This is a genomic window from Bacillus sp. L_1B0_5 (genome assembly GCF_000836715.1).
Lineage (GTDB): Bacteria > Bacillota > Bacilli > Bacillales > Bacillaceae_G > Bacillus_A > Bacillus_A thuringiensis_S.
In genome coordinates this window covers 12,313-32,577 of record NZ_JXIS01000078.1, presented here as the reverse complement: position 1 = coordinate 32,577, position 20,265 = coordinate 12,313, and the positions used below count along the sequence as shown (strand labels likewise).

Genomic DNA, 20,265 nt, shown 5'->3' with positions numbered 1-20,265 from the left:
TTTACGGCTGATTTTTGAAATTAAAACCCTTTGAATCGTTTTTTATGATTGAAATAAGAGAGAGTGATCACGATGATTCCGAATAAAAGAGGTAAGGCAATAATTTTAGGAAAAGCTTGTAGTAGAGAGAGGATGTACAAGAAAAAAGAAACGATGACAGCTAGAAAGAGAAGAGCAATATAAGATTTTTTCATAAATAAACCCCCTAAATGACCTTTTTTATAGCTTATTCAAAAATGAAAACGTTTAGAATGTGACAAAAGTGTGAAATTCGACAAAAGGGGTTGTCATCTGGCGTCGAATCTTGTAATATAATAAGCGTGAACGAATTCACATACAAACATATACCCCTTTGTTTGAACGTGAAAATTTCTCCCATCCCCTTTAATATTTTTATAAGCCGTAAAGAAAAAGACCTGGTGTTTACACCAGGTCTTTTTCTTTTGCTATCCATTTCCAATAACGTTCGCATTTTACTTCAATCATTTGTACTTTTCGTTTCAGTTGTAATTTTTTAAGTTCGCGCTCAATTTCTTGTTGCGAACAGTCATAAATAAATGCTACTTCTTTTGAAGATATAAATTGTGTTGCTTCTAGTAACACTTCTAAAGGTGGTAATAGTTCTGGCTCAATTTCACATTTTACAAGTTCTTTTAATAATTGTACGTATACATCGTAGGAATAATTTCCAGCGATTTTAATACCTTCTTCATCTGAATTCGCATGAAAAAAGACGAGGGAGGGTATTTCTGTAATATGCATCTCATTCGTGAATTTCAAGTCACATTGGAAAGCTTTTTTTGCACTAGCAGAATGTAGATCTTTTTTAAATTCTTCTACATCAATATTGCTATCTTTCGCACATGCAAGTAATAGTTCGCAGTCAGGGTTTGATACATTTTCAAGGAAAATGTATTCTTGGAGTTTTCGCAAAAACTTCGAACCTGCTTTTCGGCCCTGTAACTCCGCTGCCTTAATTGCCATCGAAACTAAATATGGTGTTGACGATGCTTCTTGCATATGTACCTTTCCATCACATGAAAAACCTTGTAAACTTGTTGTCTTTTCCCACACAAATCGAATATTAGCAGGTTTATTCCATTTGTGTGAGGAAGCGTTCGTTCCATCCACTTTTCCTGTTACGATATGACGAATAGAGAAGTATTTCCCGTATTCAAGCCATAGTTTAATAATAAAAGGCTCAATTTCCCAGCAATCTTTACAAAGTGGATCAATAAATAAATATGCTTCTACAGACTTATGCTCGCATGCGGAAGGAGATGGCATATTTATATGCTTTGCTTCCTGCTTATCCATTACACTTCACCTGTTTCGTTTGGAGTATTAACCATATGCTGAGCGGTTAATGCTAAACGTTCAAAAACAAACTCTCTTATATGACCATGCACTCCAGTATCGTCCATTGCTTGCTCCATACATGATAGCCAAGCCTCTGCTCGTTTTGGAGTAATCTCAAACGGAAGATGGCGTGCTCTTAACATAGGATGACCATGTTCTTCAGTGTACAAATTAGGACCACCTAAATATTGTGTTAAAAATTGCTTCTGCTTCCTAGCGGTTTCTGTTAAATCTTCCGGGAAGATGGGAGATAAGTCAGGGTGTTTACTGACATAGGAATAAAATGTATCTACTAATATTGCAATGCATTGTTCACCGCCAATTGCTTCAAATGGTGTCATCGGTTGCTTGCTCATCCTTTATAAACTCCTTTTTCCATGAAATGTATATCTATTGTAGCAATGGAATGTTCGAGAGGGCAAATAAACAGCCTTCTCAAACATTCTTTGCTTATTCTACGGATGTAAATTTTTTTAGTGAGGTATATCCACTAGCGAAACATATTCACTAGTGGAATTTTCACTTTAGCGTGCTTTGTTTTGTTTGGCAAGGAAAAAGCGTTTTACTTTGTTATTTGTATGACGAACAGGTATGTTATGTTGCGTTAATAAATGAATAAATGCAGCTTTTCCTGTTTCTTCATCTTGCACTTCAAATTCAATTTCATAATCATCGTGATTGTAATAGAAACTATGATCAAAGACAAGCGTTCCACCTTTAAATAATGTTTCGGCTCTTTCTGTTGTTAAACTACCCATATATGTTAAAGCAGAAACAGGAATTTGTAATTTGTGTAGTTGATCTACTACTGCTCCTTGAATGATTGTGTTTGTTTCCATCATCATTTTTGCTTCGTCTTCTGTTACGACTTGATGCGTTTCTAATAAGCCGATTTCTGCAGGTTGTTTCAACGTTAACGTATAAGTTTCTCCTTTATGACGAATACGAAGTGCAGAGCCAGCTTCTTTTAAAGAGAAGTCAGGTGTTTCAAAGTAGTGATTCACTTGTTTCGTAAATGCTTCAATAGAAAACGATTTACATAATGTATCGAATTCTTCTTTTGTAACGATATTTTTGAATTCAATTTCAATTTCTTGTGTCATTGTATGATCTCCTTTTGAAAAATAATTCTTTACACATTATCGCTTTTTCATAAATTTGGTTCAATGTTTTATTTGTTTGCGTCCATGTTATGATACAATAATACTGTTAAGTAAGACAGGAAGTTGAGATGGAGGAGTTAGAGCATGCAAAATAAAATCCAAGTTAAGAGCGTAGAAAAGAGAGAGAATGCTCTTATTTTTTGTGCGGAAAATAGTGAAATAGAGGTAAAGGAGTTAAGTGCGCGTAATCACGTACTTGTAGACTCAGACAATTTATCATTTTTATATATCTTAGAAAACGAATCATCTTTCATTTATGTAAGTATTCCGCACACATGCTGGGAAGCAATGCATGAAGCGATGAATAATGATGTGGTCATGTTCGTCCGCGTGAATGACATTGAAATGGAATTAGAAGGATTAAAAGAAGAAGTAGAATATTTAGTTGAAAATATTGAAGGTAATGCAAATTACGGAGAAGAACTAGTAACTGCTGTAGAAAAAGTATTTCTATAAGCAAATGGATTGATTTTGGTGGTGGTTGAAATGAATCGAAATTGGGAAGAATTTTTAGCACCTTACCACCAAGCGGTGGCAGAGCTGAAAGTGAAACTAAAAGGAATGCGTACTCAATTTGCAATGTTAACAGAGCATTCTCCAATTGAGTTTGTAACAGGAAGGGTAAAGTCGGTTGCAAGTATTATTGATAAAGCGGAGAAGAGAAATGTACCGCTAGACCGATTGAGAGAAGATATGCAGGATATTGCTGGGCTTAGAATGATGTGTCAATTTGTTGATGAGATTAAGCCTGTTGTAGAATATCTTCGAAAACGAAATGACTTTGAAATCGTGGAAGAACGTGATTATGTCACGCAAAAGAAAGATAGCGGTTATCGTTCTTATCATGTTGTCATTAGTTATCCTGTTCAAACGATTCAGGGTGAACAAAAAGTATTGGTAGAAATCCAAATACGCACGCTAGCAATGAACTTTTGGGCAACAATTGAGCATTCTTTAAATTATAAATATAGTGGACGTTTTCCTGAAGATATTAAAATACGCTTGCAACGTGCAGCTGAAGCGGCGTTTTTATTAGATGAAGAAATGTCTTCTATTCGTCTTGAAATTCAAGAAGCGCAAAAGGCTTTTTCAAGAAAGCAAGAAACGAAAGATTCCGAATCATAAACTAAAGGGTGTTGGGCGATGAAATTTACAATTATGTCAAAGGGAGATCAATCATCAGATACACTGGCAAGCACGATGAAAGAGTACTTGCTAGATTTTGGATTTATAATGGATGAAAAGGAACCCGATATTGTAATTTCTGTTGGGGGAGATGGAACGCTTTTGTATGCGTTTCATCGTTATTATAATCGATTGGATGAAACAGCATTTGTTGGTGTACATACAGGACATTTAGGTTTCTATGCAGATTGGTTACCGACAGAAGTAGAGAAATTAGTAATTGCGATTGCAAAAACACCATTCCAAGTGGTGGAATATCCGCTTTTAGAAGTTATTATTCGCTATGTGAATGGAAGTAAAGAGTCACAGTATTTAGCGATGAATGAGGCGACTGTAAAAAGTGCAGAAGGTACATTAGTAACAGAAGTAGAAATACGCGGAGAATATTTTGAAACATTCCGCGGGGACGGCCTTTGTATTTCTACTCCTTCAGGAAGTACTGCGTATAATAAAGCGCTTGGCGGAGCAATTATTCACCCATCTATTGAAGCGATTCAAATTGCAGAAATGGCGTCCATTAACAATCGTGTGTTTCGTACTGTAGGATCGCCACTCGTATTGCCGAAGCATCATACATGTGTGTTAAAGCCGGCTGCAGGAATGAACTTACAAATTACAGTGGATCATTTAACGATGGTTCATCAAGATGTGAAATCAATCCAGTATCGCGTCGCAAACGAGAAAGTACGATTTGTTCGTTTCCGCCCGTTCCCGTTCTGGAAACGAGTTCGTGACTCGTTTGTTGCAGATAAATAGAAAGGGTTATATATTTGAACAGATTTAGATTGAAATGGGATATAGGGCTGGCTGAAGAGGGAACTTTAGTTAGGGAATTTTTGAAAACGAAAGGTATTTCTAAAGCCGCTTTAACGGATATAAAGTTTCACGGCGGGGCAATTGAAGTAAATAGTCAACATGCGAGTGTTCGTCATCAGTTGCGCGCTGGTGAAGAATTACGTGTCTTTTTTCCAGTGGAGGAAAGAAGTGAAGGGATGATGGCAGAAGATATCCCTTTATGCATTGTATATGAAGATGATGCGGTTCTTATTATTAATAAAGAGGCGAACATGTCAACGATTCCGTCTAGAGAACATCCGACAGGGAGTGTTGCCAATGCGATTTTATCTCATTATGATAAGCAGCATCTGGCAAGTACAGTGCACATTGTAACACGGTTAGATCGTGATACTTCAGGGCTTATGCTTATTGCAAAAAATCGTTTCGTGCATCATCTTTTATCGAAGCAGCATCAACAAAAAGCTGTGAAACGAACTTATGAAGCAATTGTTCATGGTGAGATGGTAGAACGAGAAGGAATGATTGATGCACCAATTGGTCGGAAATCTGATAGCATTATTGAGCGAACGGTTTGTGAGGATGGACAAAGGGCAGTTACTCATTTTAAAGTAATTGATAGTACATATGATAAGACACATGTAGCGCTGGAGCTTGAGACAGGAAGAACGCATCAAATTCGTGTGCATATGGCTCATATAGGACATCCATTACTCGGTGATAACTTATATGGAGGAAGAAGGGATGAAATGAAACGGCAAGCACTTCATAGTAAATCTTTGACGTTTTATCATCCTATTTTAGAGAAAGAAATGTCTTTCACTATAAAGATTCCAAGCGATATGCAAGAGTTACTTAGGAATGCTTAAAAAGGGAACAAAATTCTTATATTATAAAGAATTTTGTTCCCTTTTTTCTTAGCGGAATAATATTAAAATTTGGTTTTCACCCGTACGCTTTATAACGAAAAATCCACTTTCGGCTTTTGTAGCAATGCCATTGTCATTTGGACGACAATATCCATGCGTTTCGCAAGTGCCGTCATCACGTACTAACATTTGCCCAATTAATCCGACAGGAAGCCACTCGGCGCGATCTTTTCTGGCTACATATTTACAAGCTGGATCCCATTCTGTATTTAAAAGAGGTTGTATTTCTTCTGTTTCCGTCCATACATATTGGCGTTTTCCAAAGTTATCTGTTTTATAACGTTTTTGCCAACTTAAAGCCCCGCTATTTCCTATAAGTGCAGGGGTTGCACTAGATATTCCTAAAATGAATGAATCGTGTGAAGTAGCTATCCGAATTTTTTCTTCGCTACTAAATGTAACGAAATAACCGATATCAATAGGTTTATGGTCTTCTGTTTCAAACATTTGTGCAAAATCCGTTCCGCTTGCATTGTAAGACGCGCCCTCAATGTACATTTCTCCATTATGGGCAAGCCATTTAGCACCGATATTATGGTCGGTGTCGTTTACACCATTTGCAATAAACCAAGAATAAGCTTCTTCTGCAGTGCCGAAGCGCCCCATAATATGGCTACCTGCAAAATGAGCTGTTGATGTATGATGACCTTCCGCATGAGAAGAGGATCCGTTAGCGATAGTTGCGGTTCCTTCTGCGTGTGCTGCTTCGCCTAAAGCAATCGTCTGTTTACCCTCCGCATGAGAATAAGCACCGCCTGCTGTCGTTTCACTTCCCTCACTATGCGAACTATGTCCAGTTGCTTTTGAGTTTGATCCTTCTGCATGAGAGAAAGAACCTTTTGCGTGTGTTAATAAGCCTTCCGCATGTGCTGCCATGCCCTCCGCATGAGAGTGAAGCCCTTCCGCATATGCATATCGGCCGCCCCTTTTAACTTTTGTATTTTCAGGTGTAGGTGTCTCAATTATGAGTGGTTTTTCAGTTTGTATATCATTCGATGAAGCTAATGCTTCTTTTATTTTTTTTACTTTGTTTATAATAGCAGCTGGAATTTCTGGTTCCACTTTTTTATTTATTGCTGCAGAAATATTTTCTTCCGCCTTTTCTTCTGTTTGGTTAGAATGTAGTACCTGTTCATCTTGATTTGAGAGCTGTTTATTTTTTTGTTGCATCTTTATTTTTTTACGATCGATTATGCGGCTCATCACAGCATTTTCTAAAGAGACATATGTTGGTTTTACTTTGCTTTTTTTTGATGACTCTTGTTCTTCCAGCTCTTCTATCGCTGCAGCCCGAATACTACACCAGTTGTTAATTCCGTACATGGGCAGATATAAAGGGGGAAATTTTCTTTTTTGTTTAGAAGATTTTTTCTTCATTCTGTCACCTCCTGCGACATTATATGTAGGGTAATTAAAAAAAGATGCACTTTATTGCATCTTTTTTTAATTACTTTACCTAGTTTTATATGAAATCTGCCTAAATAATACAGTAATCTCTCGCTAAGTAAGGTAGTTATGAAATTGGACGGAATTTCTCAGCGACAAAAGGTAACGAAGAAGGGACAGAGATAGTCTCCATTTCAGGATAACGTAATCCGGTTAATTTGCCTCCAAATACAGCACCAGTATCAATATTGACTGTCTGATTGACGAATCGAGGTTCTTTTACTGGTGTATGTCCATATACAATCCAAGCTTGCCCCTTGTATTCTTGCGCCCAATCGCGACGGACAGGTGAGCCATCGGCATGCTTTTCTCCTGTAATATCGCCATATAATACAAAGGTTTGTACTTTTTTATCTCGTCTTCCTATGTAATCTTGCTGAATCCCAGCGTGACATACGATTACTCTTTTTTTATCTAGTATGTGGTAGAGCGGTGATTGCTCATAAAGAGTGATAAACTTTTCTTTTATAATGTTTTGCTTATGAGAAGGAAGTGCCTCATATTCAGCAACAGTTGTTTCAAGTCCGTGAGCGATTGTTACATTACGTCCAAGGAAAAATCGATATAGTTTATCACAGTGATTTCCAGGAGCGTAATAAGCTTCTTTTTTATGTATGACAAGTTCCCATACAATTTCGATCATACGTAATGAATGAGGACCACGGTCTGTAATATCGCCAACGAATGCAAGTTTACGTTGGTCAGGGTGAACCGGTAGACCGCTACTCCAGTTATATCCTAGCTTCTCTGTTAAATTTTGAAACTCTTGGAAGCATCCATGAATATCTCCTATAATGTCATATTTCATATTTAAACCTCCATCGTATTTTTCATTAGTATATCTAAAAAAAGATAGAGATAAAAATATAGCGTTTTTCTGTTGTTCATTTAAACATAAAGATTTTCGTTCTTGAGCGAACATTTAAAATGAATCCAATCGCAATCATGTATGTAAGCAGTGAACTTCCTCCGTAGCTCATAAGAGGTAATGTTATCCCTGTAATGGGAAGTAATCCGATTGTCATCCCGATATTTTGGAATACTTGGAAAGTAAACATTCCGATTGTACCAGCGCAAATGTAACTACCGAAAGGGTCATTACTTTCTAAAGCGATATGAATCATTCGAAAAATGAGTAAGAAAAAAAGTGAAATAATGACACTTGCGCCTAGAAATCCAAATTGTTCAGCGACATTAGTGAAAATAAAATCTGTATGTGGTTCCGGAAAATATACTTGTCCATTTTCCCACCCTTTTCCTTGCATTTCTCCGGATCCAGTCGCTAAGAATGCTTGTCTTAATTGATAGCCTTGCGCATCATATTTGTAAGGTGCTAACCATCCGTAGAAGCGATTTAATTGATATTCTTTTAAAATGTGTGCTTTAAAGAAATCTGTGTGAGTAAAAAAAATATATATTAATGTAGATCCAGCCACGAAAGTACCTGAAACTAATCCGAAAATAAAACGCCATCGTATGCCAGAAACTAGTATCATTGCTGCAAGCATCGCTGAAATGACCATTGTGTTTCCTAAATCTGGTTCTTTTGCAATAAGTAGTAGTGGTGGCAAGCTTGTCGCAAATATTTTTCCAAGTAATAAAAAATCGTCACGCATTGTTCGAGAAAAATATTTCTCATTATGATTTGCTATAATTCGTCCAATGACGATAATTAAAAACAATTTCATAATTTCAGAAGGCTGAAAATTTCCGATACCTGGGAGCCTGTACCAAGCGGTAGCGCCTTTAATTGTAACAGCACCTGGTACTTGAAGTTCTAGTCCAATAAGTAGTACCATTGCAAAGCTATACAAATACCAAGCAATTTTTTGATAACGATCGAAATCAATAATCATAATAACACCAATGGCTATAAATCCAATGAAGTACCATTGGATTTGCTTTAGTACAAAATTGACGTTTTGTAAAAATGGCGGTAAAGAGGCTTGTGCACTTGCAATAGCACAACAACTAACAATCCCAATGGCAAATAAAATGAATAGTAATACGTAGTCTATTTGATATTGAGAATTTGGATCTTTCAATGTAGGTATTCCTTTCTACTGCTCTTTATAGTAATGGATTTTATAGTATGAGAAAGAATGTATGAACTATACGAATGATTCACATATAGTCCATACACTTTTGATTTTGCAGGGTAGTTCAATTCTTTAACTCTTTAATAATTATATCCAAACAATGGGAAAGGCGTACATGTGCGTCAGGAAAAATATCTAATTGATGAAGATAGTATTTTAAGGAACTTTTACACCATTGGTAAGCACTAAATAGAGCTGCTCTATAGTCCGTAGTATTTTGTAAAAAGCCATATTCTTTTGCTGTTATAACGAGGTGTGTGAAATCCTCACAACCTTGAAGGAGCTTATTGTGTATTTGTTGTCCTGCATGGTAGCGAAATTGACTTAAAGGCTCAGAAATGTATATTGCATTTCCTTTAGAAAGCAAAGAAATCCATGAGGCCATATCAACACTACAAGAATATTGTCGCTCTTTAAGGGTGCCAAAAGGCTCAGTGAGCAATTCTTTTCGGAACAAAGTAGTTGTAGGCTCACCGATAATGTTGTGCCCGCCCTTTAACATCCAATTGCCTAAAAATATCCCGTTTAAAGGGGTGTCTTCACTATATAACCTTTGTGTTGGATGGGCATCACCGATTAGATTTCCATGATCATCAATACGTACTCGATAAGAAGTAACAAGAGCAAGATTTTTATTGAAATCTTGCTCAAAATAGGCCATCATTTTTTGTATTTTATGCTTATAAAACACGTCATCGTCCATTAAAAAATTTATATACTCACCATTTGATTTTTCTATGAGCATAAGGTCATTGTGAAATTGTCCTAGAGTAGGTAGATTTCGAATGTATGTTATATTTTTATAATTTGGTAAGTATTGTTCGTGTATTAAAGTTTCTGTTTCATCATTTGTACTATCATCACCGATGATGATTTCAATATTTGAATAAGTTTGTGCCAATGCACTTTCTAGAGCGATTTTGAAATAATGGGGTCGATTATAAGTGGGAATAAGGATAGAAACGAGAGGTAGATCCTTTTCACTCGTCATACATAACTTCCTTTCAGAAGCTTTTTTTTGTAAGAACAATATCTTGGTAACTTGTATATTCATGTCTGCCGCACCATAAACCATAATGCGGCTTATTGATTACTTCTAGGCCGTACTTATTCAATAGATTGTAAATATCTGTCTCAGGATAAGCAACTGCGAAGTTGGGAATATCTTTATTTACAACATAGCAATTTTCAATTCGATCATAAAAACCTAATGTACTTTGTCCTGCATTTAAATAATAGGATGATTCAGGATTTATTAGAAAGAATGTAATGAAACATCTCCCATCTTTTTTTAATACACGTACAATTTCAGATACGTAATGTTCTAATTCTTTTGGGAGAAGATGCGTAAATACAGAAGTTAAAAAGATAAAATCGAATGTCCCGTCCTCATAGGGGAAACGATATTGAGAGGCATCTTCTTTACCCTCTGGATTATAGAATTGATTGTATATGTCAACATGTTCAAAATGAAAATTATTACGCATAGTTGAAATGTTATTTTGACACCAAGTAATCCCATCTTTAAACAAATCAAATCCATAATACGCTCCATCAGCAGTTAAGTAATTCATTAATGGTACAGCCATTCGGCCGACGCCGCAGCCTACATCTAATACTTTTTCGTTTGATTTTAAAGCGCCAATTTGAATAAAATGCTTTAGGAACTCTTTTCCAACCTTTTTGAAGTCGCCACCTACATATTGGACGAGTTCAGGAGGGGGGAGTAAAGTTATTTCTTTGTCAAGTTCGCTCATGAATATGCCCCTTTCTTGTGTAAAAAGATGCAGTAAACAGTATCTGTTTTATCCAGTTGTTTGCAGTAACTCTATTAATAAAATTTTCAATTTGTAGTGAGAGAACACAGGAAAACGATTGTTATATGTAAGGAGATTCCGAAAAAATACTTTATTGGGTTAGAAGTGAGAGAAGGATGAGTGAAAATGGAATCTCCTATAGATTAAATCTTTTTTATTCTTTTCTCCAATAAACGCCAAATACATCAATTTTAGTAATAGGGGCTTTTAAATTTCGTTGATTTCTAAAGTCTGTCACAGCTTCAGCGCATGGCGGTAGCCCGTAGTCATCGATAATTATATAGCCACCTTTAGAAACTTTATCATATAAATTCACGAGACCATCCATGGTGGATTCGTACATATCACCATCAAGCCGTGCAATTGCTATTTTTTCAATTGGTGCTGTTGGTAAAGTATCTTTAAACCAACCTTTTAAAAATTTTACTTGATTATTTAGTAAATCATATTTTTTAAAATTCTCTTGTACTTGTTCTAAAGAGACGCGCAAGTAATCAAATGTGTGTAAATAATCACCGTAATCTTTTGGATATTGTTCTAGATTCGGTGCTGGCAAACCTTCAAATGAATCTGCGACCCAAACATTACGATTCGTAATGTTGTTTGCTTGTAAAAAACCATTCATAAAAATGCATGATCCTCCGCGCCATACACCTGTTTCAATAAAATCTCCTTCTATATTTTCACGAACAACGGTTTCCATTGCCTCTTGTAATTGGTTCATACGTTCTCGACCGATCATGCTATGTGCTGCTCTTGGCCAATCCATTCCATCATGACGTTCACTTTTTGAAACATTTGGTTTTACAATTTTTAAGTTATGGTTTTCGGCATATTGTTTAATGAATAAAGGGAGGGGGACTGTAACTGGTTCGAATTCTAGTTCTTTCGAAATATGTAGAGATGCGGGTAAGTATGCCTCATATTCTAACCATATTTCAAATAAAATTGTTTTCTTTAGCAATTCGAGATAAAGCTGAACAGCAGATTTACTTTCCATATTTGTGCCTCCTGCAAAATGTCATACAACAATATGATTATGTAGATAGCGAATGTTTCATGATTGAATTTGAAATTGAAAAAGCAGTAAAACTGATATCAGTTTTACTGCTAAGTAAAAAATTAAGCAACTTTTTCAATAATAATGGATGCGTTCGTACCAAGAGCTAATGATAGCCCAAGCCCTGTAACAATTACTTCAACTAATGATGGAGTTGTCGTAATTTGCGTAATTGCTTGAACAACGATAGGTGCTCCAACTGAGATTAAAGTGGCCCCAGTACCTGGAACAGATACCCCATTTACTTGGATTGTAAGTCCTCCTAATAGACTTATTGCCGCAGTATATACGATAACAGTGATTTTATAGAATCCAGTTTCACTAATTACGAAAGTATCAGGATCTAATTGAGAAATTGCTGTGCCAAACTGAGATCCAACAGTATTAAATGGTACTGGATCATTAATTCCAAAATCTAATGAAATCCCACCGGAGTTAAATGCATACAATCCTGCTGGAAGCCCTAGTCCGGATGGTCCAGTAGGCCCGGTAGGTCCAGTAGGTCCAGTAGGCCCGGTAGGCCCGGTAGGTCCAGTCGGAAGGGTAAACGGCGGTATCGGTGGTAATGTTGGTCCTACAAGATTAGGGTCAAATGCACTAGCTGATAAAGATTCATCGGGATTTAATCCATCTGAATAATTATTATTTGACATAAATTCACCTCCATAAAGCGTTCATTATATAGTAGATGCAAAACCGAAAGAAAATGACACGGACATTTGAATTATTGAAAAGAAATCTTAAACTGCTTGAACAATTTAAAAAAATGGAAAGTTTAGTATATGTATAACATATGATTGATTTGGAAGAGGGTGATTATGTTGAACAAGCAAGGGATTACAATTAGTTTATGTATGATTGTTCGGGATGAGGAGGAGACAATAGCTCGTTGTTTAGATACAGTTGAGAAAATTGTGGATGAAATTATAGTAGTTGATACAGGTTCCGTCGATCGAACGAAAGAAATCGTAGAGAAATACACTTCTAACATATATGATTTCCAGTGGATTGATGATTTTGCGGCAGCAAGAAATTTTTCTTTTTCAAAAGCGACGCAAGAGTATATATTGTGGCTAGATGCAGATGACGTATTATTAGAAGATGCTCAAGAAGCATTGAAACTCTTAAAAAGAGAATTAGATCCTAAATTTGATGCTGTTTCGATGCCTTATCATCTTACGATGGATTCTAACGGGAAACCTTTATATTGTACAAAAAGAAATCGTCTTGTAAAGCGTGAAAAACAATTTCAATGGTTTGGAAAGGTTCACGAGTATTTAGCTATTGCTGGTGAGACTTTTAGTAGTAAAGTTGCTATTACACATAAAAAAGAAAAAAAAGTAACAGATCGTAATTTGAAAATTTTTCAAAACACTGTAGCTGCAGGAGAAGAGTTGAGTTCGAGGGATTTATTTTATTACGCAAATGAATCTACAGATAATCAAAAATATGATGATGCAATTCTTCTTTATGAAACATTTCTTAATCAAGACGAAGGATGGTATGAAGAAAAAATTTATGCATGTGGTAAGTTAGGAGATTGCTATGCGAAGCTCGGAATGTGGGAGAAGGCAATCGAATCTTGTGTGAAGTCGTTTCGGTATGATGTCCCTAGGGGAGAGAATTGTACAAGAATAGGATATATATATATGGAACAAGAAAAATATAATGAAGCGATATTCTGGTTTAAACTTGCAACGGAAGTACCAATGGCAACGGAGAGTCCTTTCCATAGTCCAGCTAGCTACACATGGTTACCCTATTTACAAATGTGTATTTGTTATAGCAGGTTAGGGGAGCAGGATAAAGCGTATTATTACAATGAATTAGCAGCTTCTTATGTTCCGAATAATGCTGCAATTGAATATAACCGTAAATATTTTCGTGGAGTTTTTGATAAACAATATAAAGTGTAATAGGTTTCGTTTTTTTAGAAATGATTTATCGTTATTCTAACTCTAATAGATTGGTTATATATTAGAGTATCAGTCATGTAACCAATACAGGTAACACCTTTTATACCGTTATTTGTGAGCAGTAAAGCTCCCACCTCAAAATTAGGTTGGAGCAAAGAAGTTAGGTGGGAAGTCCTACTGCTCGTAAACGTTCGATTGATGAAAACTAATAATCAGTGGGGGGAACAAAATAATCACTGATTAAAGTGCCACTTTATAGAATTCATATGAGATTTATATTTCAAATTCAAATTGCATAAGGAGTGTGTGAAATGAATCGGGAAAACAGCTCTTTATATGAAGAAAAATCTGAACATTATTATAATGCAGCGAATCCGAATTTATTAAAGCATATAAAAAAGGAATGGAAAGAGGTTCTTGATATTGGTTGCTCGAGTGGTGCATTGGGAGCGGCTATTAAAGAAAATGGTACACGTGTGTCAGGAGTGGAGGCATTTCCAGAGGCGGCAGAAAAGGCAAGAGAGAGATTGGATCACGTGATATTAGGTGATATAGAAACGATGGATCTTCCTTATGAGGAAGGGCAATTTGATTGCGTCATATTTGGAGATGTATTAGAGCATTTATTTAATCCGTGGGCTGTGATTGAAAAGGTTAAGCCATATATAAAGCAAAATGGTGTGATTTTAGCTAGTATACCGAACGTTGCTCATATTTCAGTATTAGCGCCTTTACTTGCTGGAAATTGGACGTATACAGAATATGGTTTATTAGATAAAACGCATATTCGTTTCTTTACATTTAATGAAATGCTAAGAATGTTTTTAAAAGCAGGATATTCAATTAGTAAAGTAGATCGTGTATATATTGATCATAAAATGTATGAGCCGCTCATTGAGGAGTTATATGGAATTTGTAAAAAATATCGTCTTGGAAGTGGCTTCATGGCTGAGACAGTTGTATTTCAGTATATTATTGAAGCTGAAAAATCACAATTATGAGTGGTGCAGACAAAACAATATTATTTGTTACATGTATAAATGATCGGAAATTGTATGCAAACTGCGTGCGACATATATTGCAATTGTTAGTACCTCCAGGGTATATTGTCCAATTTATGCCGATTCGAAATGCGAAAAGTATGACGAGTGGATACAATCAAGCCATTTCGCATCCAGCGAAGTATAAAGTGTATTTACATCAAGATGTTTTTATTATAAATAGAGCCTTTTTATACGGATTACTTCAACTATTTGAGGAACATGAACACCTTGGTATGATTGGGATGGTTGGAGCGCAATATGTTCCTCCAACTGGTGTATGGAACGAAGGGCATGGGATTGTAGGAAAGGTCATTGGTTATATGAATGATTTGTTTTATATGGCAAGTTTAGAACAACCGTATCACGAATCAAAAACATTTATTCCTGTAGAATGTATTGACGGTTTATTAATGGCGACACAATATGATGTTCCGTGGCGAGAAGACTTATTTGACGGATTTGACTTTTATGATGTATCTCAATCATTTGAATTTAAAAAAGCAGGATATACAGTCGGTGTACCTGTACAGCGGGATGCTTGGTGTATCCATTATCATTTTGATGTGAATATGACGAACTATGAAAAGCATCGGAAAATATTTGTGGAACACTATATGTCAGATGTAAATAAGGAAGAATAAAGGGGGGACAAAAATGAAAGATCATACAATAGTAGTCGTTGTTTGTGTAAATAATGAAGAGCTTTTCAAACAATGTGAGAGCCAAATAAGAAACATTTTTGTTCCCCCTGGTTATGTCGTGCAAATTTTTCCGATACGAGATGCAAAAAGTATGGCAAGTGCATATAACCGAGCCCTTTCATATCCAGCGAAATACAAAGTATATATACATCAAGATACGTATCTTATTAATCGAGATATGTTTTATACACTTATATCTCTTTTTAAAGAAAATGAAAAGCTTGGTTTAATAGGAGTCGCTGGGGCTCAGTTTTTACCGAATAATGGGATATGGTGGGAAGGGGAAAATTTAGTAGGGCAAGTGATTGAGTATAGAAGACAGAATTATCAATTATTAAATTTAAATCAGGTTTTTTATGGAAATCAACCATTTTTGTCAGTTCAGGCAATTGATGGTTTATTAATGGCAACGCAGTATGATATTCCGTGGCGAGAAGATTTGTTTCAAGGGTTTCACTTTTATGATGTGTCACAGTCTTTAGAGTTTCAAAAAGCTGGTTATTTAATCGGTATCCCAAATCAAGCAAATTTATGGTGTATTCATTACAACGGGGATGAGTTTGATGCGGATACATATGAGAAGTACCGGAAAGTGTTTGTAGAACATTACAAAGATATATTATCTCCATCATAAAGGAGAGATGCAGGGTGAAAGGAATTATTTTAGCAGGTGGTACTGGATCGAGATTATATCCAATAACGAAAGTAACGAATAAACATTTACTTCCTGTTGGTCGGTATCCGATGATTTATCATGCGGTATATAAGCTAAAACAATGCGATATTACAGATATTATGATTATTACAGGTAAAGAGCATATGGGGGATGTTGTTAGCTTTTTAGGGAGTGGTCATGAATTTGGCGTGTCCTTTACGTATCGTGTGCAAGATAAAGCGGGCGGGATCGCACAGGCGTTAGGGCTTTGTGAAGATTTCGTCGGGAATGATCGAATGGTAGTTATATTAGGGGATAATATTTTTTCAGATGATATTTTTCCGTATGTTGAAGAGTTTACAAATCAAAAAGAAGGTGCGAAAGTGCTATTGCAATCTGTAGAAGATCCCGAAAGATTTGGCGTAGCACATATTCAAAACCGAAAAATAGTTGAAATTGAAGAAAAGCCGAAAGAGCCGAAAAGTTCTTATGCTGTTACGGGAATTTATTTGTATGATTCGAAAGTCTTTTCTTATATAAAAGAGTTAAAACCTTCCGCAAGGGGAGAACTTGAAATTACAGATATAAATAATTGGTATTTAAAACGAGGGGTACTTTCTTACAATGAAATGAGCGGCTGGTGGACTGATGCGGGAACTCATGCTTCTCTTCAAAAGGCAAATACGTTAGCGCGGGATATTAACTTTGGGAAACAGTTTAACGGAGAATAGGTGAGAATATGAAAGTTGTAGAAACAAATTTTACCGATGCGAAATTGTTAGAACCGAGGTTATTTGGAGACGAGCGTGGCTTTTTTTCAGAGAGCTATAATAAGCAGGTGCTAGAAACATTAGGGATTACGTATTCGTTTATACAGGATAACGTATCTTATTCGGCTAAGGCAGGAACGATTCGGGGACTACACTTTCAAAAAAAACCGAAAGCACAAACGAAACTCATTCAAGTTATGCAAGGGGCAATTTATGATGTTATCGTTGATTTACGAAAAAAATCACCAACATTTAAACAATGGAAAGGGTATATTTTAAGTGCAGATAACCATCGGCAATTACTAGTGCCAAAAGGGTTTGCACATGGATTTTGCACGCTTGTCCCGCATACTATCGTTATGTATAAAGTAGATGAATATTATAGCGCAGAGCATGACTCAGGATTACTTTGGGAAGATAAAGAGTTAGCAATTCCTTGGCCAGTAACCGATCCTATCTTGTCTGGTAAGGATCAGATATTACCATTACTAGAGGAATATGAAGATAGTTTTTAAGTAGGAGCGTTGTTTATGAATATATTAGTAACAGGTGGGGCTGGATTTATTGGAAGTAATTTCGTTCATTACATGCTACAAAGTTATGAAACATATAAAATTATTAATTACGATGCATTAACATATAGTGGAAATTTAAATAACGTAAAATCTCTTCAAGATCACCCGAATTACTCTTTTGTAAAAGGAGAAATTCAAAATGGAGAGCTATTAGAACACGTTATAAAAGAGCGAGACGTACAAGTGATTGTAAATTTTGCAGCTGAATCACATGTAGACCGTAGTATTGAAAATCCGATTCCTTTTTATGATACAAATGTAATTGGGACGGTCACTTTATTAGAACTAGTTAAAAAATATTCGCATATAAAACTTGTGCAAGTATCAACGGATGAAGTGTATGGCTCTTTAGGGAAAACAGGGAAGTTCACAGAGATAACGCCGTTAGCTCCAAATAGTCCATATTCTTCAAGTAAGGCGAGCGCGGACATGATAGCTTTATCTTACTATAAAACATATCAATTACCGGTTATAGTAACGCGTTGTTCTAACAATTATGGGCCGTACCAGTATCCAGAAAAATTAATTCCGTTAATGGTTACGAATGCACTGGAAGGAAAAAAACTACCGTTATATGGTGATGGTTTAAATGTAAGAGATTGGTTACATGTAACGGATCATTGCAGTGCGATTGACGTTGTTCTGCATAAGGGACGTGTAGGAGAAGTATATAATATAGGTGGAAATAATGAAAAAACAAATGTAGAAGTTGTGGAACAAATTATTACTCTTTTAGGAAAAACAAAAAAAGACATTGAATATGTTACAGATCGTTTAGGGCACGATCGTCGTTATGCGATTGATGCAGAGAAAATGAAGAATGAATTTGATTGGGAACCGAAATATACGTTTGAACAAGGATTACAAGAGACGGTGAAATGGTATGAAAAGAATAAGGAATGGTGGAAACCACTAAAAGACCAGTAAGGGGCATGTTAAATGAAAGAGAGGGTTATCATAACAGGAGCAAACGGTCAATTAGGAAAGCAACTATTTGAAGAGTTAGATTCTGAAGAATATGATATATATCCATTTGATAAAAAGTTATTAGATGTGACAAATATATCCCGAATACAACAAGTGGTACAAGAAATAAAACCACATATAATTATTCATTGTGCTGCCTATACGAAAGTAGATCATGCGGAGAAAGAACAGGATCTTGCATATAGAATAAATGCAATTGGAGCTCGAAATGTAGCGGTTGCTTCACAATTAGTAGGAGCGAAGCTAGTTTATATTAGTACTGATTATGTATTTCAAGGTACCAGACCAGATGGATACGACGAATTTCATAGTCCAGCGCCGATAAATATATATGGAGCCTCTAAGTATGCGGGGGAGCAGTTCGTCAAAGAGTTACATAATAAATATTTTATCGTTCGCACATCGTGGCTATATGGTAAATATGGAAATAATTTCGTGAAAACGATGATGAGATTAGGAAAAGAAAGAGATGAAATATCTGTTGTAGCGGATCAAGTTGGCTCGCCTACGTATGTGGCGGATTTAAATATGGTTATTAATAAGCTCATTCATACTTCTTTATACGGTACATACCACGTATCAAACAGAGGCTCATGCTCTTGGTTTGAATTTGCACAAAAGATATTTTCGTATACAAATATGAAAGTGAATGTATTACCTGTTTCAACGGAAGAATTCGGGGCTGCAGCTGCGAGGCCAAAATATTCTATCTTTCAACATAACATGCTACGATTAAATGGTTTTTTACAAATGCCGTCTTGGGAAGAAGGATTAGAGCGGTTTTTTATAGAAACCAAAAGTCATTAACAAATTTCTGTTAATGACTTTTTTGTTTGCCTTTAAGCGGTTTTATGTTACTATAATTATAGTATCAGGTACTAATAACAAGTATAAGTATTTCTGGGAGGATATATCATGGAACTATTACAAGGGAAAACATTTGTTGTTATGGGCGTTGCGAACCAAAGAAGTATTGCATGGGGAATTGCTCGCTCTTTGCATAATGCAGGTGCAAAATTAATATTCACATATGCAGGAGAACGTTTAGAAAGAAATGTTCGTGAATTAGCGGACACATTAGAAGGACAAGAATCACTTGTATTACCTTGTGATGTAACGAATGATGAGGAACTTACAGCTTGCTTTGAAACAATTAAACAAGAAGTAGGTACTATTCACGGTGTAGCACATTGTATTGCTTTTGCAAATCGCGATGACTTAAAAGGTGAATTTGTAGATACTTCTCGCGATGGATTTTTACTTGCACAAAATATTAGTGCATTCTCTTTAACAGCTGTAGCAAGAGAAGCGAAGAAAGTAATGACAGAAGGCGGAAATATTTTAACATTAACATACCTTGGCGGCGAGCGCGTTGTGAAAAATTATAACGTTATGGGTGTTGCGAAAGCTTCATTAGAAGCGAGCGTGAAATATTTAGCGAACGATTTAGGTCAACATGGTATTCGCGTCAACGCTATTTCTGCAGGACCAATTCGTACGTTATCTGCAAAAGGTGTAGGCGATTTCAACTCAATCTTAAGAGAAATTGAAGAGCGCGCACCACTTCGTCGTACAACAACTCCAGAAGAAGTTGGCGATACAGCAGTATTCCTATTCAGTGATTTAGCACGTGGAGTAACAGGAGAAAACATTCACGTTGATTCAGGGTATCATATCCTAGGATAAATATAATATTAATTTTTAAAGGACAATCTCTAAATGCTGAGATTGTCCTCTTTATTTGTTCTGAGAAAGAACGATTTTT

The 20,265-nt window shown here is 36.0% G+C and carries 24 protein-coding genes; 13 read left to right on the top strand and 11 right to left on the bottom strand.

The window, feature by feature from the left end; all coding sequences use genetic code 11:
• Positions 1-20: 20 nt before the first annotated feature.
• From RT27_RS35345 to RT27_RS23125, 4 genes are all read right to left on the bottom strand, one after another.
• Positions 21-194, bottom strand: a complete 174-nt coding sequence (locus tag RT27_RS35345) for a hypothetical protein (RefSeq protein ID WP_000750354.1) — start codon at positions 192-194, stop codon at positions 21-23.
• A 229-nt stretch (positions 195-423) separates the two neighbouring features.
• Positions 424-1,317 carry a ClpXP adapter SpxH family protein gene (locus tag RT27_RS23135; protein ID WP_043937657.1) on the bottom strand — a complete coding sequence of 298 codons (894 nt, stop codon included), beginning with the start codon at positions 1,315-1,317 and terminating at the stop codon, positions 424-426.
• Positions 1,317-1,715 carry a hypothetical protein gene (locus RT27_RS23130; RefSeq protein ID WP_000043386.1) on the bottom strand — a complete coding sequence of 133 codons (399 nt, stop codon included), beginning with the start codon at positions 1,713-1,715 and terminating at the stop codon, positions 1,317-1,319. Before RT27_RS23130 ends, RT27_RS23135 begins: the two co-directional genes overlap by 1 nt.
• 168 nt (positions 1,716-1,883) lie before the next feature.
• A complete protein-coding gene (locus tag RT27_RS23125) occupies positions 1,884-2,462 on the bottom strand; it encodes a CYTH domain-containing protein (protein WP_000191122.1) in 579 nt (192 codons plus the stop codon).
• Positions 2,463-2,606: 144 nt separating this feature from the next.
• Here RT27_RS23125 and RT27_RS23120 point away from each other — a divergent pair, with 144 nt between their 5' ends.
• From RT27_RS23120 to RT27_RS23105, 4 genes are read left to right on the top strand one after another with little or no spacing between them, the layout of a single operon-like run.
• Positions 2,607-2,978, top strand: a complete 372-nt coding sequence (locus tag RT27_RS23120) for a hypothetical protein (protein WP_001180003.1) — start codon at positions 2,607-2,609, stop codon at positions 2,976-2,978.
• Positions 2,979-3,008: 30 nt separating this feature from the next.
• The gene (locus RT27_RS23115) at positions 3,009-3,647 is read left to right on the top strand and encodes a GTP pyrophosphokinase family protein (protein WP_001081482.1); all 639 of its coding nucleotides are present in this window, start codon (positions 3,009-3,011) and stop codon (positions 3,645-3,647) included.
• An 18-nt stretch (positions 3,648-3,665) separates the two neighbouring features.
• On the top strand, positions 3,666-4,463 hold the full coding sequence (locus RT27_RS23110) for an NAD kinase (protein ID WP_000673190.1): 798 nt from the start codon (positions 3,666-3,668) through the stop codon (positions 4,461-4,463).
• Positions 4,464-4,477: 14 nt separating this feature from the next.
• On the top strand, positions 4,478-5,371 hold the full coding sequence (locus RT27_RS23105; protein ID WP_043937656.1) for an RluA family pseudouridine synthase: 894 nt from the start codon (positions 4,478-4,480) through the stop codon (positions 5,369-5,371).
• A 48-nt stretch (positions 5,372-5,419) separates the two neighbouring features.
• Here RT27_RS23105 and RT27_RS23100 read toward each other — a convergent pair whose 3' ends face one another.
• From RT27_RS23100 to RT27_RS23070, 7 genes are all read right to left on the bottom strand, one after another.
• Complete coding sequence (locus RT27_RS23100; RefSeq protein ID WP_043937655.1) at positions 5,420-6,808, bottom strand: peptidase G2 autoproteolytic cleavage domain-containing protein; 1,389 nt, start codon at positions 6,806-6,808, stop codon at positions 5,420-5,422.
• 136 nt (positions 6,809-6,944) lie between these two features.
• Positions 6,945-7,685: a bis(5'-nucleosyl)-tetraphosphatase PrpE gene (gene prpE, locus RT27_RS23095; RefSeq protein WP_043937654.1), complete on the bottom strand. Its 741-nt coding sequence runs from the start codon at positions 7,683-7,685 to the stop codon at positions 6,945-6,947.
• Between the two features lie 76 nt (positions 7,686-7,761).
• Positions 7,762-8,922 (bottom strand): FtsW/RodA/SpoVE family cell cycle protein, encoded by a 1,161-nt coding sequence (locus RT27_RS23090; protein WP_000654703.1) that lies wholly within the window; start codon positions 8,920-8,922, stop codon positions 7,762-7,764.
• Positions 8,923-9,040: 118 nt separating this feature from the next.
• Complete coding sequence (locus RT27_RS23085) at positions 9,041-9,967, bottom strand: glycosyltransferase family 2 protein (protein ID WP_043937659.1); 927 nt, start codon at positions 9,965-9,967, stop codon at positions 9,041-9,043.
• A gap of 13 nt (positions 9,968-9,980) precedes the next feature.
• On the bottom strand, positions 9,981-10,733 hold the full coding sequence (locus RT27_RS23080) for a class I SAM-dependent methyltransferase (RefSeq protein WP_029442146.1): 753 nt from the start codon (positions 10,731-10,733) through the stop codon (positions 9,981-9,983).
• Positions 10,734-10,947: 214 nt separating this feature from the next.
• On the bottom strand, positions 10,948-11,793 hold the full coding sequence (locus RT27_RS23075; protein WP_043937653.1) for a TylF/MycF family methyltransferase: 846 nt from the start codon (positions 11,791-11,793) through the stop codon (positions 10,948-10,950).
• A 122-nt stretch (positions 11,794-11,915) separates the two neighbouring features.
• Positions 11,916-12,506, bottom strand: a complete 591-nt coding sequence (locus RT27_RS23070; RefSeq protein ID WP_043937652.1) for an exosporium leader peptide-containing protein — start codon at positions 12,504-12,506, stop codon at positions 11,916-11,918.
• Positions 12,507-12,671: 165 nt separating this feature from the next.
• On the opposite strand from RT27_RS23070, the gene RT27_RS23065 reads away from it, so the two are divergent.
• The 9 genes from RT27_RS23065 (at position 12,672) to fabI (ending at position 20,186) form a co-directional block, all read left to right on the top strand.
• On the top strand, positions 12,672-13,769 hold the full coding sequence (locus tag RT27_RS23065; RefSeq protein ID WP_043937651.1) for a glycosyltransferase family 2 protein: 1,098 nt from the start codon (positions 12,672-12,674) through the stop codon (positions 13,767-13,769).
• Between the two features lie 311 nt (positions 13,770-14,080).
• Positions 14,081-14,770 carry a class I SAM-dependent methyltransferase gene (locus tag RT27_RS23060; RefSeq protein ID WP_043937650.1) on the top strand — a complete coding sequence of 230 codons (690 nt, stop codon included), beginning with the start codon at positions 14,081-14,083 and terminating at the stop codon, positions 14,768-14,770.
• Positions 14,767-15,453 carry a glycosyltransferase family protein gene (locus RT27_RS23055; RefSeq protein ID WP_043937649.1) on the top strand — a complete coding sequence of 229 codons (687 nt, stop codon included), beginning with the start codon at positions 14,767-14,769 and terminating at the stop codon, positions 15,451-15,453. The genes RT27_RS23060 and RT27_RS23055 overlap by 4 nt, the downstream gene beginning before the upstream one ends.
• A 13-nt stretch (positions 15,454-15,466) precedes the next feature.
• Positions 15,467-16,147, top strand: coding sequence for a glycosyltransferase family protein (locus RT27_RS23050; protein ID WP_043937648.1), 681 nt, complete (start codon positions 15,467-15,469; stop codon positions 16,145-16,147).
• Positions 16,148-16,161: 14 nt separating this feature from the next.
• Positions 16,162-16,899, top strand: coding sequence for a sugar phosphate nucleotidyltransferase (locus RT27_RS23045; protein ID WP_043937647.1), 738 nt, complete (start codon positions 16,162-16,164; stop codon positions 16,897-16,899).
• An 8-nt stretch (positions 16,900-16,907) separates the two neighbouring features.
• On the top strand, positions 16,908-17,453 hold the full coding sequence (gene rfbC / locus RT27_RS23040; protein ID WP_043937646.1) for a dTDP-4-dehydrorhamnose 3,5-epimerase: 546 nt from the start codon (positions 16,908-16,910) through the stop codon (positions 17,451-17,453).
• 15 nt (positions 17,454-17,468) lie between these two features.
• A complete protein-coding gene (gene rfbB / locus RT27_RS23035) occupies positions 17,469-18,440 on the top strand; it encodes a dTDP-glucose 4,6-dehydratase (protein WP_016082449.1) in 972 nt (323 codons plus the stop codon).
• Positions 18,441-18,452: 12 nt separating this feature from the next.
• Positions 18,453-19,307 carry a dTDP-4-dehydrorhamnose reductase gene (rfbD, locus tag RT27_RS23030; protein ID WP_016082448.1) on the top strand — a complete coding sequence of 285 codons (855 nt, stop codon included), beginning with the start codon at positions 18,453-18,455 and terminating at the stop codon, positions 19,305-19,307.
• Between the two features lie 108 nt (positions 19,308-19,415).
• Positions 19,416-20,186 (top strand): enoyl-ACP reductase FabI, encoded by a 771-nt coding sequence (fabI, locus tag RT27_RS23025; RefSeq protein WP_000421885.1) that lies wholly within the window; start codon positions 19,416-19,418, stop codon positions 20,184-20,186.
• The last annotated feature ends 79 nt before the right edge of the window (positions 20,187-20,265 follow it).

What these genes read in the sequence shown, in the direction of transcription:
- rfbD (WP_016082448.1), top strand. Translation starts at nt 18,453, where the DNA reads ATGAAAGAGAGGGTTATCATAACAGGAGCAAACGGTCAATTAGGAAAG.
- RT27_RS23130 (WP_000043386.1), bottom strand. Translation starts at nt 1,715, where the DNA reads ATGAGCAAGCAACCGATGACACCATTTGAAGCAATTGGCGGTGAACAA.
- RT27_RS23120 (WP_001180003.1), top strand. Translation starts at nt 2,607, where the DNA reads ATGCAAAATAAAATCCAAGTTAAGAGCGTAGAAAAGAGAGAGAATGCT.
- RT27_RS23110 (WP_000673190.1), top strand. Translation starts at nt 3,666, where the DNA reads ATGAAATTTACAATTATGTCAAAGGGAGATCAATCATCAGATACACTG.
- RT27_RS23055 (WP_043937649.1), top strand. Translation starts at nt 14,767, where the DNA reads ATGAGTGGTGCAGACAAAACAATATTATTTGTTACATGTATAAATGAT.
- fabI (WP_000421885.1), top strand. Translation starts at nt 19,416, where the DNA reads ATGGAACTATTACAAGGGAAAACATTTGTTGTTATGGGCGTTGCGAAC.
- RT27_RS23115 (WP_001081482.1), top strand. Translation starts at nt 3,009, where the DNA reads ATGAATCGAAATTGGGAAGAATTTTTAGCACCTTACCACCAAGCGGTG.
- RT27_RS23070 (WP_043937652.1), bottom strand. Translation starts at nt 12,506, where the DNA reads ATGTCAAATAATAATTATTCAGATGGATTAAATCCCGATGAATCTTTA.
- prpE (WP_043937654.1), bottom strand. Translation starts at nt 7,685, where the DNA reads ATGAAATATGACATTATAGGAGATATTCATGGATGCTTCCAAGAGTTT.
- RT27_RS23135 (WP_043937657.1), bottom strand. Translation starts at nt 1,317, where the DNA reads ATGGATAAGCAGGAAGCAAAGCATATAAATATGCCATCTCCTTCCGCA.
- RT27_RS23125 (WP_000191122.1), bottom strand. Translation starts at nt 2,462, where the DNA reads ATGACACAAGAAATTGAAATTGAATTCAAAAATATCGTTACAAAAGAA.
- RT27_RS23100 (WP_043937655.1), bottom strand. Translation starts at nt 6,808, where the DNA reads ATGAAGAAAAAATCTTCTAAACAAAAAAGAAAATTTCCCCCTTTATAT.
- RT27_RS23050 (WP_043937648.1), top strand. Translation starts at nt 15,467, where the DNA reads ATGAAAGATCATACAATAGTAGTCGTTGTTTGTGTAAATAATGAAGAG.
- RT27_RS23065 (WP_043937651.1), top strand. Translation starts at nt 12,672, where the DNA reads ATGTTGAACAAGCAAGGGATTACAATTAGTTTATGTATGATTGTTCGG.
- rfbC (WP_043937646.1), top strand. Translation starts at nt 16,908, where the DNA reads ATGAAAGTTGTAGAAACAAATTTTACCGATGCGAAATTGTTAGAACCG.
- RT27_RS23060 (WP_043937650.1), top strand. Translation starts at nt 14,081, where the DNA reads ATGAATCGGGAAAACAGCTCTTTATATGAAGAAAAATCTGAACATTAT.
- RT27_RS23075 (WP_043937653.1), bottom strand. Translation starts at nt 11,793, where the DNA reads ATGGAAAGTAAATCTGCTGTTCAGCTTTATCTCGAATTGCTAAAGAAA.
- RT27_RS23080 (WP_029442146.1), bottom strand. Translation starts at nt 10,733, where the DNA reads ATGAGCGAACTTGACAAAGAAATAACTTTACTCCCCCCTCCTGAACTC.
- RT27_RS35345 (WP_000750354.1), bottom strand. Translation starts at nt 194, where the DNA reads ATGAAAAAATCTTATATTGCTCTTCTCTTTCTAGCTGTCATCGTTTCT.
- rfbB (WP_016082449.1), top strand. Translation starts at nt 17,469, where the DNA reads ATGAATATATTAGTAACAGGTGGGGCTGGATTTATTGGAAGTAATTTC.
- RT27_RS23085 (WP_043937659.1), bottom strand. Translation starts at nt 9,967, where the DNA reads ATGACGAGTGAAAAGGATCTACCTCTCGTTTCTATCCTTATTCCCACT.